Origin of the sequence: Streptomyces canus, from assembly GCF_041435015.1 — a bacterium.
Taxonomy (GTDB): Bacteria; Actinomycetota; Actinomycetes; order Streptomycetales; family Streptomycetaceae; genus Streptomyces; species Streptomyces canus_G.
On record NZ_CP107989.1, the window covers coordinates 1,071,091 to 1,088,533 of the forward strand.

Sequence of the window (17,443 nt, forward strand, 5' to 3'; positions counted from 1 at the left end):
GAGGTGCGGGCGACGCTCGCGATGGGAGCGCTCCCAACTGACGGTCGCAGGCCATGTTTGTTGCAGGCATGACACTCAGTCAACGGTCCGGACGGGACTGGTTTCCCGTCCGGACCGCTGCCGGTGGGAATCAGCTCCCCGGCACCGCCAGCTTGCTGATGCGTACCGCTCCCCCGGTCTGGCCCGGATACGCGCTGGTCAGCGTGAGCCGGAGCCGGGAGCCGCGGGCGGCGTCGAAGGTGACCACCGTGGGCTCGTCGGAGGCGGTGGCCCAGGCGACCGCGACGCCCTCGGCCGGCACATACCGCCTCCCGTCCCACACCGCGGCCTCCACGGCGGCAGGCAGGCTGTGGGTCGCGCTCAGCGTGAAGGAGACCTCCGCCCGGTCGAAGGTCCTGGTCCGCCCGAAGTCCACGCAGACCCAGTCCTTTGCCCTCGCCCCGCTGAAGGCGGGCAGCAGGGCGGTGGCGGCCTTGCTGAAGGCGTTGGACCAGCCGGTGGCCGGGTCCCCGTCCAGCATGGCGGCTGGGAGGGTGTCCGGTCGGCCGGAGTAACTCGCGTCCACATGCGGGTAGTTCGGGGGCGCCGGATGGTCGGGGGTGAAGGCGGCCGGCTCGGTGACGGCGACCGACCCGGACGGGGTGGTACGCACCTTCGCACGGCCGGCCCGAAGGCCCTCCGCGCTCGCCGTGACCTTCAGGACCCCCGGCTCGGTGCCGGAGCGCACGATCGCGAGGGCCTTTCCATGGAAGGCGGTCCGGGTGGTGGCCTGGTAGCGCTCGGCGCTCTCCTCGCGGCCGTTGTCGAGACCGGCGAGGGAGCCGCCTCTCACCGCGAAGGAGATCAGGTGCTCGGCGTCCGGCACCACCACCCCCCGGGAGTCGACGACGTCCGCCGTGACGAAGACCAGCGAACGGCCGTCCGCGGCGAGCGAATTGCGGTCGGCGGTGAGGCGTACGGCATGGGGCTTGCCGGCCGTGCGCAGCACGTCGGTGGCGACCACCTTGCCGTTCCTGCGGGCCACGGCCTTCAACTCGCCCGGCGCGTAGGGCACTTTCCAGGCCAGATGGAGTTTGCCCGCGCTGCCGTTCGGGCTGGTGTAGCTGCCGGGGTAGGGGCCGTCGGTGAAGGTCTTGTCGTCGCCGGGGGCTTCCGTGGTCTCCAGGTACACCCGGCCGTCGGTGGTCTTCTTGGTGTCGAGGATCCGGGTGCCGAGGGACGTGCCGTTGAGGAACAGCTCGACGGTGGGGACGTTGGCGTACGCCCACACCTCGACCGTGTCGCCCTCCGCGTGGTTCCAGGTCATCGGAACGAGATGGACCATCGGTTCGTCGACCCACTGGCTGCGGAAGAGGTGGTACATGTCCTTCGGGAAGCCGGCGGTGTCGACCGCGCCGAAGAAGGACGCCTTCACCGGGAAGACGTCGTACGGCGTGGGCTCCCCGATGTAGTCGATGCCCGACCAGAGGAACTGCCCGGCGAACCACTTTCGGTCCCGGTCCTTCTTGTGCCCGTACTCGCCGCTCATGGTCCAGGAGGCGAGGTTGTTGTCGTACGACGAGGTCTCCCGTCTGCCCGGCGTGTGGTTCTCGCCGGTGTTGAGGTGCTCGGGCTCCTGGTAGGTGCCGCGGGTCGAGGTCTCGGAGGAGGACTCGGACTCGAAGAGGAAGAGGTGCGGGTAGGCGGCGTGCAGCTGGTCCACCGACTTGGCCGTGTTGTAGTTGAGTCCGAGCCCGTCCAGCTTGGCCAGCATCAGGTCGGCCGCCGAGTCCTTGGCGGGCAGGCGGCGGTACTTGTCGGAGCCGATGATCAGCGGGCGGGTGTCGTCGACGGCCTTGATCGCGGCGATGATCCGGTCGGCCATGGCGAGTCCGGCAGTGGACGTCGAGTCGGGGATCTCGTTGCCGATCGACCACAGCAGCACCGCGGGCGAGTTACGGGCCGCGAGGACCATCTCGGTCGCGTCCCTCTCGCACCACTCGTCGAAGAACCGGCCGTAGTCGTAGCGCGTCTTGCCGGTGCGCCAGCAGTCGAACGCCTCCACCAGCATCACGATGCCCAGTTCCTCACAGACCTGGATCATCTCCGGGGAGGGCGGGTTGTGGGAGGTGCGGAAGGCGTTGACGCCCATCGACTTCATGAGGGTCATCTGTCTGCGGATCGCGTCGATGCTGACGGCCGCGCCGAGGGCGCCCAGATCGTGGTGGAGGTCGACGCCCTTGATCTTGTGGTGGGCGCCGTTGAGATGGAAGCCCTCGTCCGGATCGAAGCGGAAGGTGCGCAGGCCGAACGGGGTGCGGTAGGTGTCGACCAGCTCGCCGTCGCGGCGGAGTTCGGTCTCCAGGGTGTAGCGGTGAGGCTCCGAGATGTCCCACAACCGGGGTTCGGGGACAGGGAGTTCATGGGTCTCCGTCGCCCTCTGCCCGACCGTGATCGTGGTGGCCGTGCGGGCCACGGTCCGGCCCCGGGGGTCCTTGATCCGTGAGCGGATCTCGACCGGCCCCGCCGTGCCGGACTCGTCGACCACCGAGGTCCGCACTCGGACGCGGGCACCCTCGGCGGTGATCTCCGGCGTGGTGACCTGGGTGCCCCAGCGCTCCACGTGCACCGGATCGGTGACGACCAGGCGGGCCTCGCGGTAGATGCCGCTGCCCGAGTACCAGCGGCTGCTGGGGAGCCGGTTCTGCACCTTGACCGCGATCACGTTCTCGGTGGTTCCGTCGGCGTGGAGCAGGTCGGTGAGGTCGAAGGCGAAGCCGGTGTAGCCGTAGGGGTGACGGCCGGCCTCGGTGCCGTTGCAGTAGACGTACGAGTCCATGTAGACGCCGTCGAACTCCACCGAGATCCGCTTGCCGGCGAAGGCGGGCGGCAGGGTGAAGGACAGGCGGTACCAGCCCAGGCCGCCGGGGAAGAAGCCGGTGCCGCTGGTGGTGCCGTTCTCGGTGGTCGGGGCGAGCTCGATGCTCCAGTCGTGCGGCACCGCGATCTCGCGCCACCCCGAGTCGTCGTACCCCGGCGCCGCGGCGTCCGTGTACTCCCCCGTCGGATCGGTGATCCCGCCCGGGTTGACGAGCGCGAAGCGCCAGCCGTCGCGGAGCGCGACGGTAAGGCGGCCGGACGCGTTTCCGGCGGACTCGGCGGCCTGCGCCACCGGCGTGGCCAGCAGCACTCCCGCGGCAGGGGCGGCCGTGGAAGCGAGCAGAACCGATCTGCGCGTGACGGTCATGGCGGCTCTCCCTCATCAGGGACCATAAGTACTCACAACTGATCGTGAACACACAGAATCTGACGACGTGCCACTCAAGTCCGTCAAGGGTGCGGAAAGCGCGTTCTGCCCGGCCGTCCCCTCGGACGGCTCATTCGCCTCCGCGCGCCGCCGCCCCGTACAGATGGGATCGGCGTTCACTGGCGGGCGGGACGCACTAGGCTGGGACTCGATTTGCGCACCTGTTCACTGTGCGTAGGCGCGATGGAGTAGCGACGATGAGGCCGGTGGATCCGTTCGACGATGCCTCGACCGCGCGGGCCGTCATCGACGACCGCGGCGCCGTGGCCAGATGGGGCGTCGGTGCCCGGCGGCTGCTGGGCTACGAGGCCCACGAGGTGCTGGGCCGCCCCGCCGCGGCCCTGCTGGCCGAGCGGGACGCCCTGGCCGCCCTTGTCGGCCCGCGCTGGAGCGGCGATCTCACTCTGCGGCACCGGGACGGCCGCACGGTCCCTGTCCACCTGCTCGCCCTCCGCAGGCCGCCGCTGGGGGACCGGGCCGACTGGCGGGTCGTCGTCCGGCCCGACCACGCGGAGCTCGACCCGCCGGACGACGTGGTGACCGCGGCCGCGCTGGACCAGTCCCCCTGTCCCATGCTGGTCTGCGACGAGCGGCTGCGTCTGCGGTGGATCAACGGCCGGATGGCCGAGCTGATCAGCCTGCCCGACCACGAGGTCAGGGGACTGAGGATCACGGACATCGGCGTCCGCAGTGAGAACGCGGAGGTCGAGGAACTCCTCGCCGAGGTGCTCGCCACCGGGCGGGCACGCGACATCGAGAGGTACGTCCGTCCCAGCGGCTTCAACCGCGCGGCCGGGATGCTGACCCGGATCGCGCCGCTCACCGACGGCTCGGGACGGGTGCGGGGAGCCTGTCTGACCGGCCACGACTTCACCGAGCACTACCTCGCCCGGGAGCGGCTCCGGCTGGTCAACGAGGCGAGCGTGCGTATCGGCACCACCCTCGACGTCACCCGTACGGCTCAGGAGCTGGCGGACGTCTGCATTCCGGCGCTCGCCGACTTCGTGAGCATCGACCTGCTGGACCCGCAGGAGAGCGGCGAGGCCCCGACCGAGCTCGCGGCGCCGGTCGAACTGCGGCGCGCCGCCCACCATTCCGTGGACCCCGGCAATCCGATGGCCGTGATGAAGCCCGGGCACACCGAGGTGTATCCCGCCACCTCACCGCAGGCCGACTCTGTGGTCGCGGGCCGCACCATCGTCGCCACGGTGGCGTCCGGGCGCCTGGACCAGTGGCTCAACTGGAACAGAACCCGCGGCGAGCGGGTCAGGGAGTTCGGCGTCCACTCCACGATGTCCGTACCGATCCAGGCCCGCGGCCAGACCCTCGGGGTCGCGGTCCTCACCCGCTACCGGCGGCCCGACCCCTTCACCCCGGACGATGTGCTGCTGGCCGAGGAGATCACCGCGCGGGCCGCGGTCTGCATCGACAACGCCCGTCGGTTCTCCCGCGAGCGCGAGACCGCCCTCGCCCTGCAGCGCAGTCTGCTGCCCCGTTCCCTGCCGCGCACGGCCGCCGTGGAGGCGGCGTCGCGTTATCTTCCGGCGGCGCGGGCCGGGGTGGGCGGCGACTGGTTCGACGTGATCCCGCTGTCGGGGATGCGGGTCGCGATGGTCGTCGGGGACGTGGTGGGGCACGGCATCCAGGCCTCGGCGACGATGGGCCGGCTGCGCACCGCAGTCCGCACCCTCGCCGACATCGACCTGGCTCCGGACGAACTGCTCACCCACCTCGACGACCTCGTCGTACGGCTGTCCGCGGAGGCCGGCAGCGAGGGCAGTCCCGGCGAGGTCGGGGCCACGTGTCTCTACGCGGTCTACGACCCGGTGTCGCGGCGCTGCACGCTGGCCCGGGCCGGGCATCCGGCGCCCGTGATGCTGACGCCGGGAGGGACGGCACGCGAGGTGGAACTGCCCGCGGGACCGCCGCTGGGCCTGGGCGGGCTGCCGTTCGAGTCCGCCGAGCTGGCACTGCCCGAGGGCAGTGTGCTCTCCCTGTTCACGGACGGCCTGATCGAGTCCCGAGAGCGGGACGTGGGCGCCAGTCACGCCCTGCTGTGCGAGGCCCTGGCCGTTCCCTCCGACTCCTTGGACGAGACCTGCGACCGGCTGCTGCAGGCGGTGCTCCCGCCCGGCGGCTCCTCGGACGACGTGGCCCTGCTGCTGGCCCGCACCCTGGGTCTGCCCGCCTCCCAGGTGGCGACCTGGGACATCCCCGCCGACCCGGCGCTGGTGGCGCCCGTCCGCAAGCAGGTCGTCCAGCAGCTGGATCGCTGGGACCTGAGCGAGGCGTCGTTCACGGCGGAACTGGTGGTGAGCGAGCTGGTGACGAACGCGATCCGGTACGGCGCCCGTCCCATCCGGCTGCGGCTCATCCATGACGCGACCACGCTGATCTGCGAGGTCTCCGACACCAACCACACCGCCCCGCACCTGCGGCGCGCCAAGACCTGGGACGAGGGCGGCCGGGGTCTGCTGCTGGTCGCGCAGCTCACCCAGCGCTGGGGCAGCCGGCACACGGCCGAGGGCAAGACGATCTGGGCGGAGATCGGACTCCTCGACGAGGAGTGAGCGAACTTGTCCGGGCCGTTCCGCATCGGACCCTTATGACGGGGCACAAGGCGCCTTACGCGCGCGTGCGTGAAATCTCCGGGAGTGTGGAGACATGACGATCAGGTGGTCCCTGGGTGTGCGGCGGGCGGCCCTGCTCGCGAGTTCGGTCGCGATGGCCGGTCTGCTGGCGGGCTGCGGCAGCGGCGACGACACGGCGAACGCCCCGCGCACGGAGTCCGGCACGGCGGCTCCCGCGACCGGCACCACGACACCGTCCGACGGCACCGGCAACGCGCCGAGCGGCGTGCCGACCGACGCGGTGAGCAACTCCCTCACCCCGTCGGCAGCGCGGTCCCCGGCCGGCGGAACCCGTTGCCACACCTCCGAACTGAGCGCCTCCGTCGGCCGCAACAACCCGGGCGCCGGGCAGGAGAACTTCCCGGTCGTGCTGACGAACGAGTCGAGCCGCACCTGCACCCTGTACGGCTATCCGGGCACCGCCTTCGTCGACGCGTCCGGCAAGCAGCTGGGACCTGACCCGAAGCGCTCCTCCGCCGAGCCCGAGACCGTGAGGCTGGCGCCCGGCCAGAGCGCCTGGGCCGGATTGTCCTTCGCGAACCCCGAGGTCAGCGGCGCGGGAACGGCCACCCCTGCCGCCCTTGTGGTGACCCCGCCGGACGAGGAGGACCCGCTGAAGGTGGCGTGGACGTCCGGGGCGGTCCCGGTGTCCGGCAACGAGGCGTCGGTCCGGCTGATCCCCTTCAGCCCCGGCACCGGAGCCTGAGCGGGGCAGGTCGCGGTCGGGTGCACTGACCGGCTTCTTACCCCGGCCTGATTTCATGACCAGGCACGATCTGCTCGCGTCCCGAAGGAATTGCCCTGAACACCCCGCTCGCCGAAGCCCTGTCCGTCGCCCTGCTCGTCGCCGTACTCGTGTGGGCGGTCCTGCGCCCTTTCGGCTGGCCGGAGGCCGCGGTCGCGGTCCCGGCGGCGGGGCTCGCGGTCGTCACCGGGGCGATCTCCCCGGACCACGCCTGGGCGGAGGCCGAGCGGTTGGGACCGGTGGTCGGGTTCCTCGCGGCGGTGCTGGTGCTCGCGCACTTCTGTGACGTGGAGGGGCTGTTCCAGGCCTGCGGGGCCTGGCTGGCCCGACGGTCGGCGGGCTCGCCCGGGCGGCTGCTGACCGGTGTGTTCGGGCTGGCGTCGGCGATCACGGCGGTGCTCAGCTTGGACGCCACCGTGGTGCTGCTGACGCCCGTGGTGCTCGTCACCGCCTCCCGGATGGGGGCCCGCGCGAAGCCGCACGTCTACGCGTGCGCGCATCTGTCGAACACGGCCTCGCTGCTGCTGCCGGTGTCGAACCTCACCAACCTGCTGGCCTTCGAGGCGAGCGGGGTGAGCTTCACCCGGTTCGCGCTGCTGATGGCACTGCCCTGGCTGGCGGCGATCGCCGTCGAGTACGTGGTCTTCCGGCGCTTCTTCGCAACCGACCTCACCGTCGTCGACCACTCCCCCGAGCCGTCCGAGGAGCCCGCGCTGCCGCTGTTCGCCCTGGTCACGGTCGGCTGCACGCTGGCCGGGTTCGTGGTGGCCTCGGCGTTCGGCGTCGATCCCGCCTGGGTCGCCTGCGCGGGCGCGCTCGTTCTGGCGGGCCGCGCCCTCATCCGCGGAAAGGCCACCCCGGTCACGGTGGTGCGGGCGGCGGCACCGGCCTTCCTGGCGTTCGTGCTCGCGCTCGGCATCGTCGTGCGCGCGGTCGTCGACAACGGGCTCGCCGACGCCCTGCACCACGTCCTGCCCGACGGGACGGGCATCGTCGCGCTGCTCGGGATCGCCGCGCTGGCCGCCGTACTGGCGAACCTGATCAACAATCTGCCCGCGGTCCTGGTCCTGCTGCCGCTCACCGCCACGGCCGGGCCCGGCGCGGTCCTCGCGGTGCTGCTGGGGGTGAACATCGGCCCGAACCTCACCTACGCCGGATCCCTGGCCACGCTGCTGTGGCGGCGCATCCTGCACCGGGACGACCACGAGGTGGAGCTCGGGGAGTTCACCCGGCTCGGTCTGCTGACCGTGCCGACCGCGCTCGCCGCCGCGGTGGTGGCCCTGTGGGGCTCACTGCAGCTCGTCGGAGCCTGAGCGGGGTCAGCGCCCGCCTCCGTAGCCGCCGCCCCCGTACCCGTAGCCACCGCCGTACCCATAGCCACCGCCGTAGCCGCCGCCGTAGCCGGGCCGGCCGCCCCCGTAGCAGGAGTACGGGTTGGTGGAGCAGTTGGCGCTGGGGTACGGGCTGCTCGGCGGTGTCGGCGTGGCCGTCGGGGTGGCGGACCCCGTCGGGGCCGGTGTGGGCGTCCTGGAGGGCGCGGGGGCGGACTTCGGGGTCGGCGTGGGGCTGCTGTCCGCGTCCCAGTTGACCGCCTCCATCTGGGGGTCGGGCGTCGAGGTGTCGAAGACCCAGCGCTGGGCGGGGCCGTCGTCGCGGTTCTTCAGAACCAGCGCGCCGGACCCGTCGGTGGCGGCCGGGGTCAGCGCGAGGTCCTGGTCCCAGCGCGGTACGAGGGTGCCCTGGAGGGTGAAGTCGTAGCGGACGTTCTTGGCGTCGGGCGAGGTGGCGCCCGTGCAGGCCGCGAGCCGTACCGAGAAGCCTAGGTGGGAGTCCAGGCACAGGTCGGGGTCGGCGGCGCTGCGCAGCAGTCCGTCCGTTTCGTACGTCCACTGCTGGCCCTCGGCCGCGGAACACTCGGCGAGCCCGGTCTCGACGCCCTGGGCGATCTTCTTGCCGACGACGCCGACGCACAGCCCGAACTCGACGTTGTGCAGGCGTCCGCGCAGGTCGCCCTGGCGCGCCTCGCTCGCCCCGGCCCGGGACGGGTCGGTGGTCGAGGAGGCCGTGTCTGAGCCGGGCGCCTCGGAGGGGGCGGCGTCGGCCGGGCCGGTGCCGTCCGAGTGGAACGAGGACCACATGACCAGGGGGAGGACGACGAGCCCGCTCACCGTCAGGACGGCCGCGGTGAGGTTGCGGCGGGAGGTACGGCGAGGGGCCTTGCGGGCGGAGTGGCGGGAGGCGGAGCGCGCACGGCCGCGGGGGCCGGGGGCGGCGGGCGCGGGGCCCGTGGGAGCGGGGCCCTGGGCCGGGGCGGCGGGCGGCATCGGAACGCCGAAGGCCTCACCCGCGAACGCTCCGCTCGGCGCGTGTCGCTGCGCTTCCTCTGCGGCTCCCGCGTCGTCGACGCTCATCCGTGATTCCACGTAGGCGGCGGCACCCCAGCCGAGCACGGCCTCGGCGAGGGCGAGGCCGAGCTGCCCGTTGAACTGGTGCAGTTGGTCGGCGGTGTGCATGCAGTGCCGGCACCGCTGCAGGTGCTCGCGCAGATCGGGGTCGAGCTCGGCACCGCCGCGCCGGAACGTCACGTCGAGCAGCCGCAGATAGTGCCGGCACTCCTGCTCGGGGGCGAGTTCGCGGTGGACCTGGAGGCACTCCTCGCGCAGCCGCTCGCGGGCTCGGCGGAGTTCGACGCCGGCGTCCTCCTCGTCCAGGCCGAGGAGGGCCGCGGGGACCCCGATCGGCTCGGCCTCGACCTCGGTGTGCCACAGCAGGCAGCGGGCCGACTGCTGCAGCCGCTGGAAGGCACCGGACAGCAGGCGCCGCTCGGCGGGAGGCAGCAGGCGGGCCGCGGCTCTGTCGCCGCCCGCCTCGGTTCTCAGCGCGGGGTGGAGCATCTCCCGTCGGCCGTCGGAGTCCCATTCGGCCGCGATCCGACGGACGGTGACGAGCAGATGGGGCCGCCAGGCGGCGGTCGGACCCGTGTGGCGCAGAGATTCGCCGAACAGGCGCGTGAACGCGGCCGTGGTGAGCATGCCCGCGGGACGGGGACCGTCGGTGCACAGCCGCGCGTAGGCGAAGGCGGCTTCCCAGTGCCGGTCGAGGAGTTCACCGACGGGCTGCAGGGCCGGCGTCGTGCCGCTCCACTTCTTGAGCTCGGCGCTCAGCTGCTCGTCCGTGACGTCGTACGGGCGAACCGGAGACGGGTAATTCGACAGGCCTGCGTCACTCACGGCGGCATTTCCTCCCGAGGGCATGCTGGGTTGCATAAAGTCCATACCAATGGGTACGTCCGCCTGGGACAGCTCTTTTGAAGCGTGAAGGGCGTACGGAGGGGTCGAGAGCACACAGGGGGAAAATGTATTGTCCGTGCGCCGACAACGCACACCTTTGCACAGGTCAGCGAGGCGTAACAAGAGATCCCGCGGTTTTGTGCAGAGCGTGCGGCCCGTGGAGGTTTGACGATTGGTCAAGCCCGATGGCCTGGGATTGCCGCACCATTTGGCCGCCGTAATGGGAAACGGGATTCACTTGGTGCGGCACCCTCATCCGCACCAACCATTGAACCGCCACTCCACACCGCCTCGGGATCGCCCCGCGAGGTCACGTCCCAACCATTGGCCCGGTGGCCCGGTACGCCCCGGGCGGAGTCCCGTAGCGGGCACGGAAGACCCGGTTGAAGTGGAAGGGGCTGGCGAAGCCGGAAGCGGCGGCGACGCGTTCCACGGACAGGTCGGTGCTCTCCAGCAGTCGGGCGGCATGGTGCAGGCGCGCCTCGCGCAGTTCCCGCATCGGTGACCGGCCCAGCTGCCGGGAGAAGAGGTGGGCGAACCGGGAGGGCGACAGCGACACTTCGCCGGCGAGCGACCGCACGGTGTGCGGGGCGCCGGGATCGGCCGCGATCAGCTCCTGGGCGCGCCGCACCCGGGGGTCGATGCCGGTCCCGGTCCGGGACCCGCGCGCGGCGCCGGCCGTGAGCAGGACGACCTCCTCCAGCGCGCACAGGGCGAGTTCGCGGGCGGTGGTGCCGTGGGCCACGGCAACGGCGACCCGGTCGTCGGCCGGTGCGGACGCGGGCGGGGCGCTCTCGGGCGGCGTGCCGGTGCCGGTCCAGCGGGCGTCGGTGAGCATCCGGTGGAAGGCCGCCTCGATGCGGGTGCGCGGGCCGTGGGTCCCGGGGTCCGAGGTGACGACGTACATGCCGTCGCCCCTGCCGTGCGGCCCCAGCCAGGCGGTCCAGGACGGTCTGGCTCCGCAGTGCGCCCACCAGAACCGCCAGTGGTCGGCGCCTTGTTGGACGCCGTAGCGGTGCGGGGTGCCGGGGGCGAGCACCACCAGGTCCCCGGCGCCCGCCCCGGTCTCGGTCCGTCCCTGGCGCAGGGTGCCCCGCCCACCCACCGTCCAGGTGAGCAGCCAGCTGTCGGCGCCCCGCGGTCGCTGGACGGCGTAGCCCGGGAGTTCGTCGTAGTGGCCGACGACCACGAGGCCCGGTGGCGGACCGGGGTCGCCGTGGGCGGCAGTCTCGGGCAATCCGTCGGCGGTCACGGGCATCCTCCTCGGGCGGGCTGCGGCCTAGCGTGACGAGTGGAACACATCGCACCAGAGAGGGTCCGCATGACAGTCACAGGCATCGAGACAGGGGTCCGGCAGTTCCAGGAGGACGGCTTCATGGTCGCGCGCGGGTTGTTCGCACGCGACGAGATCGACCGGCTGTGCGGCGAGTTCACGGCACTGCACTCCGGCGGGCCGGTGCCGGGACATTTCGAGCCGAGTGCGCCGGGCGAGTCGACGGACCCGCTGCGGAGGTATCCGCGGGTGATGCAGCCGCACGAGATCAACGACCTCGCGCTGCACCTCCTGCTGGACGCCCGGCTGCGGGAGGTGCTGGAGACGCTGCTCGGGGAGGAGGTGCTGGCCGCGCAGAGCATGTTCTACTTCAAGCCGCCGGGGGCGCGGGGGCAGGCGCTGCACCAGGACAACTTCTATCTGCGGGTCGAACCGGGCACCTGTGTCGCGGCCTGGGTGGCCTGCGATGTGATCGACCGGGACAACGGAGGTCTTGAGGTCGTCCCGGGCACGCACCGGATGGACCTGTTCTGCCCCGAACTCGCGGACTCGCAGGTGTCGTTCGCGCGGGAGTACGTGGCACCGCCACCGGGGCTCGCCGCGGTTCCCGTCGACATGACGCCGGGGGATGTGCTGTTCTTCAACGGGAGCCTGGTGCACGGCTCGCAGCCGAACCGCACGGCCGACCGGTTCCGTCGGTCGTTCATCGGGCACTACGTGGGGGCTTCCACCCAGCGGATCGGGCACTACTACCGGACGTTGTCGATGAGCGGAGCACGGGTGCCACTGCCGGAAAGCGAGGGGGCGGGTCCGTGCGGCACGGAGTTCGCACCGCACGGGCCGCACTAGTCAGCTGTGACCGGCGATCGGACGGGTCGTGTACGGACCCTCCAGCTCCTCGATCTCCTTCTCGCTGAGCTCCAGTTCGACCGCTGCCACCGCGTCCTCGATGTGGTGCGGCTTGCCCGCTCCCACGATCGGGGCGGCCACCGTGTCCTGGGCCAGGAGCCAGGCCAGGGCCACCTGGGCGCGCGGGACGCCCCGGTCGCCGGCGATGCGGGTGACGGCCTCGACGATCGTGCGGTCGCCCTCCTGGTAGAGGCGGCTGCCGAAGTTGTCGGTGGAGCTGCGGTCGGTGACCGTGCCCCAGTCCCGGGTCAGGCGGCCGCGGGCCAGCGGGCTCCACGGCAGGGCGCTGACGCCCTGGTCGGCGCAGAGCGGCAGCATCTCGCGCTCCTCCTCGCGGTAGAGGAGGTTGTAGTGGTTCTGCATGGACACGAACTTCGTCCAGCCGTGCCGCTCGGCCGTGTACTGCATCTTGGAGAACTGCCAGGCGTACATCGAACTGGCCCCGATATAACGCACCTTGCCCGCCTTCACCAGGTCGTGCAGCGCCTCCATCGTCTCCTCGACCGGTGTGCGCGGGTCGAAGCGGTGGATCTGGTAGAGGTCGACGTAGTCGGTGCCGAGGCGCCGCAGGCTGTGGTCGACCTCCGTCATGATCGCCTTGCGGGACAGTCCGGCGGCGTTCTGACCGGACCGCATCGGGCCGTTCACCTTGGTCGCGAGCACGATCTCGTCGCGGTTCGCGAAGTCCGCGAGGGCCTTGCCGACGATCTCCTCACTGGTGCCGTCGGAGTAGACGTTCGCGGTGTCGAAGAAGTTGATGCCCGCGTCCAGGGCCTGCCGGATCAGTGGCCGCGACGCCCCCTCGTCGAGGGTCCACTCGTGCACGCCGCGGTCCGGCAGGCCGTAGGACATGCAGCCCAGACAGATCCGCGAGACGTCCAGGCCCGTCGAACCGAGCTTCACGTACTGCATCGTTGCTGCTCCTGACGTCGAGAGAGGTCCGAAGGGGAGCGTACGACTTCGCGCTTCAGCATCCTCCCGGCTCGACCAGATCCAGCGCCCGTTCCCACCCGAACTCCTCGCCCTCGGGGCCCTGATGGGGATGTCCGAAGCGCACCCCCATCCCCCGCAGCCGGGTCAGGCTGTCCTGGTAGGCGGGGTGACCGGCGAGGTCGTCGGAGACACAGGGCAGGACGCCGATCGGGACGCCCCGGCCGGCCACCTCGCACAGTGTGCCCACCGCGAGGGTGTCCGCGATTCCGGCCGCCCACTTGTTGATCGTGTTGAAGGTGGCCGGGGCCACCACGACCGCGTCCGGATCCGGGAAGGGCCGCGGGTCCCCCGGCCGCCGCCATGCGGAGCGGATCGGGTATCCGGTGGCCGCTTCTACGGCCGCCGTGTCGAAGAAGCCGTTCATGGCGGTGGGCGTGGCGATGACGCCGACCTGCCACTCCCGCTCCTGCGCGGCGGTGATCAGCTTTCCGACATCCGCCGCGATGCCGGCGGCGCACACGACGACGTACAAGAAGGGCGGTATCTCGTCCTGTTCGGTCACGCCGGAACCCTACTGAAGCGGGAAGGACAGCCCCCGCTCGGTCGCGGGGCGCGGTCCGTGGATCCGGCGCTCCTTCTCCTCGATCGGCACGTCGTTGATGCTCGCCTCGCGCCGGGTCATCAGCCCGTGCTCGTCGAACTCCCACAGCTCGTTGCCGTACGACCGCCACCACTGCCCCTCGGTGTCCTGGCACTCATACTGGAAGCGGACCGCGACGCGGTTGCCGTCGTGGGCCCACAGGTCCTTGCGCAGCGCGTACTCCCGCTCGCGTGCCCACTTCGCGGTGAGGAACTCGACGATCCCGGCGCGCCCGGTGACGAAGGTCCCGCGGTTGCGCCACACGGAGTCCTCGGAGTAGGCGAGTGCCACCCGCTGCGGATCGCGGGTGTTCCACGCGTCCTCGGCGGCCTGCACCTTCTGGACGGCACTCTCGCGGGTGAAGGGCGGCAGGGGCGGGCGGTCGGTCATGTCATCCTCCGTGGCCGAAGCGGCCGGAACAGGGGAGAACGCGCGTTCTCCCGGTTGCCTGTTACCGTAGGAGAACGCGCGTTCTCACGTCAAGGAGTGGTCGTCCATGGACAGCGCAGTGGCCCGCGAGCGGGTGCTGGACGCCGCCGAGGAGCTGTTCTACGGGCGGGGCATCCAGTCCGTCGGCATGGACGACATACGGGGCGCGTCCGGCGTCTCCCTCAAGCGGCTCTACCAGCTGTTCCCGGCGAAGGAGCAGCTGGTGGAGGCCTATCTGGAGCGGCGGGACGGACGGTGGCGGGGGCGGCTGGCCGAGTTCGTGGAACTCCGGTCGTCCCCTGAGGAACGGATCCTCGCGGTCTTCGACTGGCTGGAGGAGTGGTTCGGCGAGGAGGGCTTCCGCGGGTGCGCGTGGATCAACTCGTACGGCGAGCTGGGCGCGACCTCGGACCGGGTGGCGGACCAGGTCCGGGCGCACAAGAGGGCATTCGGGGACTACTTCGCCTCACTCGTGGCCGCCGCGGGGCGGCCCGCGGCGCTGGCCGGGCCGCTCTTCCTGCTCGCCGAGGGGGCCATGGTGACCGCGGGCATCACGCGGAGCACGCGGCCCGCGGCGCAGGCGCGGGAGGCGGTCCGGACGCTGCTGGAGCCGCGCTGAGGTCAGACGGCGGCGAGTGCCGTCACCTGCGCGCGGGCCCGGTCGAGGGAGTCCGTCACGAGATCCTTCAGACCCGCCAGGTGCGGCAGCAGACCGGCCGGGGTGAGTTCGGCCGCCACGACATGCAGGTGCCGTACGCCGAGCTCGCGAAGAAGCTCGCCGGCAGGGCCCGGCTGAAGGTCCGGGGCACCCCCGCCGTCCCGGAGGCCGAGCTCGGCCGGCATCGGCAGCTGGTGGAGGCGTTCCTGGCCGCCGCGCGCGGCGGTGACCTGGGCGGGCTGCCGGACATGCCGGCCCCGGACGTGGTGCGCCGGGCGGACCCGGCCGCGCTGCCGCCCGGGGTGCCGGCGGAGCTGCGGGGTGCCCGCGCGGTGGCCGAGGGGACCGTGGCTCTGCGCGAGGGGTCCCGGTTCGCGGCCGCGGCCCTGGTCGACGGGGACGTCGGCCTCGTCGTCGCCCCGCGCGGGCGGCTGCTGTTGGCGCTCACCGTGACGGTCGAGGGCGGGCGGATCACTGCGTACGACGTCGTCGCCGAGCCGGCCCGGCTGCGGCGGGTCGAGCTGGGGGTGCTCGACCCGCCTGGCCGGTTCAGCTCACCGTCTCCGACACGGTGATGGCGGCGACGGGGCGCGCCCGGGCGGCCTCCCGGACCATGGGGTCGCCGCCGCCGTCCTCCCGGCCGGGCAGAAGCATGCTGAAGCCGTCGTCGTCCTGGGTGAAGACACCCGGTGCGGCCGGCGCGCACTGGCCCGCCCCGATACAGGCGTCCTTGTCGATGTCGATGTGCATGGGCGGGCCTCTTACCAGGTCACGGGGAGTTCCAGCATCCCCTGGATCGAGTCGCCGGATTTGAACGGGATCGCACCCGCGGGGGCGGCGAGGCGGAGGGTGGGCAGCCTTTCGAAGAGGGTGCGCAGGGCGATCTCCAGTTCGGCGCGGGCGAGGTTCTGGCCGAGGCACTGGTGGATGCCGAAGCCGAACGCGATGTGGTGGCGGGCGGGGCGGTGCCAGTCCAGGGTGTCCGGGTCGGTGTAGACGCCCTCGTCGCGGTTGACGACCGAGGTCGAGAAGAGGACTCCCTCGCCGGCCCGGATCGTCGTCCCGGCCACCTCGATGTCCTCGAGAGCCATCCGCAGCAGCCCGTCGACGATCGACAGCATGCGCATCAGTTCCTCGACCGCGTTCGGGATCAGCTCAGGGTCGGTGCGCAACTCGGCCAGCCGGTCGGGGTGTTGGAGGAGGGTGTAAGTGCCGAGCGAGATCATGTTGGCGGTCGTCTCGTGGCCGGCGACCAGCAGGATGATCGCCAGCGCGATCAGTTCCTCGCGGGTCAGCTCCCCGTCCCGCAACTGCCGGTGGACGAGTTCGTCGAGTACGCCGTCACCGGCCTCCGGCCGCTTCTGTTTGCGGTCGATCAACTCGTCGAAATACTCCTCCAGTTGATCGCGAGCGTCCATGACGTCCGCAGCCGCGGGACCGCGCAGCAGTCGCCGGGACTGCCCTTCGAAGAAGTCGTGGTCGGTGTAGGGCACACCGAGCAGGGCGCAGATCACGGCCGACGGGACGGGCAGCGCGAAGGCGCTCACCAACTCGGCGGGTGGCCCCTGGGCGATCATCGCGTCGATGCGTTCGTCGACGATCCGCTGGATGCGGGGACGCAGTTCGGTGGCCCGCCGGAGCGTGAAACTGGGGCCCATCATGCGTCGCTGGACACGGTGCTCCGGGTCGTCGACTCCCAGCAGCGCGGTCCTCCGGGTCTTGATCGCCGCGGAGCGTGCCGTGGGCGCGGGAAAGCCGTCGCGGGTGCGGTCGGTGGACAGCCGGGGGTCGGCAAGCAGGGCGCGGGCCGTGTCGTGTCCGGTCACCAGCCAGGCCGGACGGCCGTCGAAGAGGGTGATCCGGGACAGCGGGCGGGCGGCGCGCAGGGGTTCGTAGCCGGTGGGCGGGCGGTAGGGGCAGGTCCGGTCCTGGGGGAAGGCGACAGGTTCCGTTTCCGTCATGGAAGACCTCGCAGACGAAGGGTGCGTCGTGCAGATCTTCATTAGATGCTCGGGGCATCTATAGGGCGACGAGAAGTTCGGCCAGATCGGTGGGGGCAATCTGGCCGGAGATCGCCGTCGGGCGGTCCCGGGTGTACAACCAGGTGCGGGGGGATGATTACCGTTCAGGACGGTGTTGCAGTCCCGTACGAGAACCCCGTAGCAGACGACGAGGAGACGTAGACCATGCCTCTTGAGGGCGAGTACGAGCCCAGCCCGACCCAGTGGGTGCGTGAGCAGGTGGAGCTGTACGAGAGCTCCGGCGGCACCAAGGGGAACACGCTCTTGGACACGGGGATGCCGGTCATCGTGCTGACCACCCGGGGCGCGAAGAGCGGCAGCATCCGCAAGACCCCGCTGATGCGCGTCGAGCACGACGGGCGTTACGCGGTGGTCGCCTCGCTGGGCGGCGCACCCAAGCACCCGGTCTGGTACCACAACGTCAAGGCCGACCCGCATGTCGAGCTCCAGGACGGCGCGGTCAAGCGTGACTTCACGGCCCGCGAGATCACCGGTGCGGAGAAGGACGAGTGGTGGGAGCGGGCCGTCGCCGCGTACCCGCCGTACGCCGACTACCAGAAGAAGACGGACCGGGTGATCCCGGTCTTCGTTCTGGAGCCCGCCGAAGAGGTCTGAGCGACTTCGGGAAA

General features: G+C 71.5%; 15 protein-coding genes. 7 read left to right on the forward strand and 8 right to left on the reverse strand.

Features of this window, described 5'->3' with window-relative positions; genetic code table 11:
* Nucleotides 1-130: 130 nt before the first annotated feature.
* On the reverse strand, nt 131-3,226 hold the full coding sequence (locus tag OG841_RS05050) for a glycoside hydrolase family 2 TIM barrel-domain containing protein (protein ID WP_371563724.1): 3,096 nt from the start codon (nt 3,224-3,226) through the stop codon (nt 131-133).
* Nucleotides 3,227-3,483: 257 nt separating this feature from the next.
* Here OG841_RS05050 and OG841_RS05055 point away from each other — a divergent pair, with 257 nt between their 5' ends.
* From OG841_RS05055 to OG841_RS05065, 3 genes are all read left to right on the forward strand, one after another.
* A complete protein-coding gene (locus tag OG841_RS05055; protein WP_371563727.1) occupies nt 3,484-5,856 on the forward strand; it encodes a SpoIIE family protein phosphatase in 2,373 nt (790 codons plus the stop codon).
* 94 nt (nt 5,857-5,950) lie between these two features.
* A complete protein-coding gene (locus OG841_RS05060; RefSeq protein ID WP_328642582.1) occupies nt 5,951-6,622 on the forward strand; it encodes a DUF4232 domain-containing protein in 672 nt (223 codons plus the stop codon).
* A 95-nt stretch (nt 6,623-6,717) separates the two neighbouring features.
* Nucleotides 6,718-7,974 carry an SLC13 family permease gene (locus OG841_RS05065; protein WP_371570572.1) on the forward strand — a complete coding sequence of 419 codons (1,257 nt, stop codon included), beginning with the start codon at nt 6,718-6,720 and terminating at the stop codon, nt 7,972-7,974.
* 6 nt (nt 7,975-7,980) lie between these two features.
* Here OG841_RS05065 and OG841_RS05070 read toward each other — a convergent pair whose 3' ends face one another.
* Together OG841_RS05070 and OG841_RS05075 are read right to left on the reverse strand one after the other, a co-directional pair.
* A complete protein-coding gene (locus OG841_RS05070) occupies nt 7,981-9,891 on the reverse strand; it encodes an RICIN domain-containing protein (RefSeq protein ID WP_371563731.1) in 1,911 nt (636 codons plus the stop codon).
* A gap of 370 nt (nt 9,892-10,261) precedes the next feature.
* Nucleotides 10,262-11,209 (reverse strand): helix-turn-helix domain-containing protein, encoded by a 948-nt coding sequence (locus tag OG841_RS05075; protein ID WP_328642580.1) that lies wholly within the window; start codon nt 11,207-11,209, stop codon nt 10,262-10,264.
* A gap of 63 nt (nt 11,210-11,272) precedes the next feature.
* On the opposite strand from OG841_RS05075, the gene OG841_RS05080 reads away from it, so the two are divergent.
* Nucleotides 11,273-12,073, forward strand: a complete 801-nt coding sequence (locus tag OG841_RS05080) for a phytanoyl-CoA dioxygenase family protein (RefSeq protein WP_328642579.1) — start codon at nt 11,273-11,275, stop codon at nt 12,071-12,073.
* Here OG841_RS05080 and OG841_RS05085 read toward each other — a convergent pair whose 3' ends face one another.
* The 3 genes from OG841_RS05085 to OG841_RS05095 are packed head-to-tail and all read right to left on the reverse strand — an operon-like array spanning nt 12,074 to nt 14,096.
* Nucleotides 12,074-13,045, reverse strand: a complete 972-nt coding sequence (locus tag OG841_RS05085; RefSeq protein WP_328642578.1) for an aldo/keto reductase — start codon at nt 13,043-13,045, stop codon at nt 12,074-12,076.
* A 55-nt stretch (nt 13,046-13,100) separates the two neighbouring features.
* Complete coding sequence (locus OG841_RS05090) at nt 13,101-13,628, reverse strand: flavoprotein (RefSeq protein WP_328642577.1); 528 nt, start codon at nt 13,626-13,628, stop codon at nt 13,101-13,103.
* Nucleotides 13,629-13,637: 9 nt separating this feature from the next.
* Nucleotides 13,638-14,096, reverse strand: coding sequence for a nuclear transport factor 2 family protein (locus OG841_RS05095; RefSeq protein ID WP_328642576.1), 459 nt, complete (start codon nt 14,094-14,096; stop codon nt 13,638-13,640).
* A 106-nt stretch (nt 14,097-14,202) separates the two neighbouring features.
* On the opposite strand from OG841_RS05095, the gene OG841_RS05100 reads away from it, so the two are divergent.
* Nucleotides 14,203-14,754 carry a TetR/AcrR family transcriptional regulator gene (locus OG841_RS05100; protein ID WP_328642575.1) on the forward strand — a complete coding sequence of 184 codons (552 nt, stop codon included), beginning with the start codon at nt 14,203-14,205 and terminating at the stop codon, nt 14,752-14,754.
* A gap of 128 nt (nt 14,755-14,882) precedes the next feature.
* Nucleotides 14,883-15,368 (forward strand): hypothetical protein, encoded by a 486-nt coding sequence (locus tag OG841_RS05105; RefSeq protein ID WP_371563738.1) that lies wholly within the window; start codon nt 14,883-14,885, stop codon nt 15,366-15,368.
* On the opposite strand, the gene OG841_RS05110 is transcribed toward OG841_RS05105, so the two are convergent.
* Both OG841_RS05110 and OG841_RS05115 read right to left on the reverse strand, forming a co-directional pair.
* Entirely contained in the window at nt 15,343-15,543 is a 201-nt protein-coding gene (locus tag OG841_RS05110) for a ferredoxin (protein ID WP_371563741.1), read from the reverse strand. The genes OG841_RS05105 and OG841_RS05110 overlap by 26 nt on opposite strands.
* 11 nt (nt 15,544-15,554) lie before the next feature.
* Complete coding sequence (locus OG841_RS05115) at nt 15,555-16,754, reverse strand: cytochrome P450 (RefSeq protein WP_371563743.1); 1,200 nt, start codon at nt 16,752-16,754, stop codon at nt 15,555-15,557.
* A gap of 225 nt (nt 16,755-16,979) precedes the next feature.
* Between OG841_RS05115 and OG841_RS05120 the strand changes: the two genes are divergently transcribed.
* Nucleotides 16,980-17,429: a nitroreductase family deazaflavin-dependent oxidoreductase gene (locus OG841_RS05120; RefSeq protein WP_328642571.1), complete on the forward strand. Its 450-nt coding sequence runs from the start codon at nt 16,980-16,982 to the stop codon at nt 17,427-17,429.
* Nucleotides 17,430-17,443: the final 14 nt, after the last annotated feature.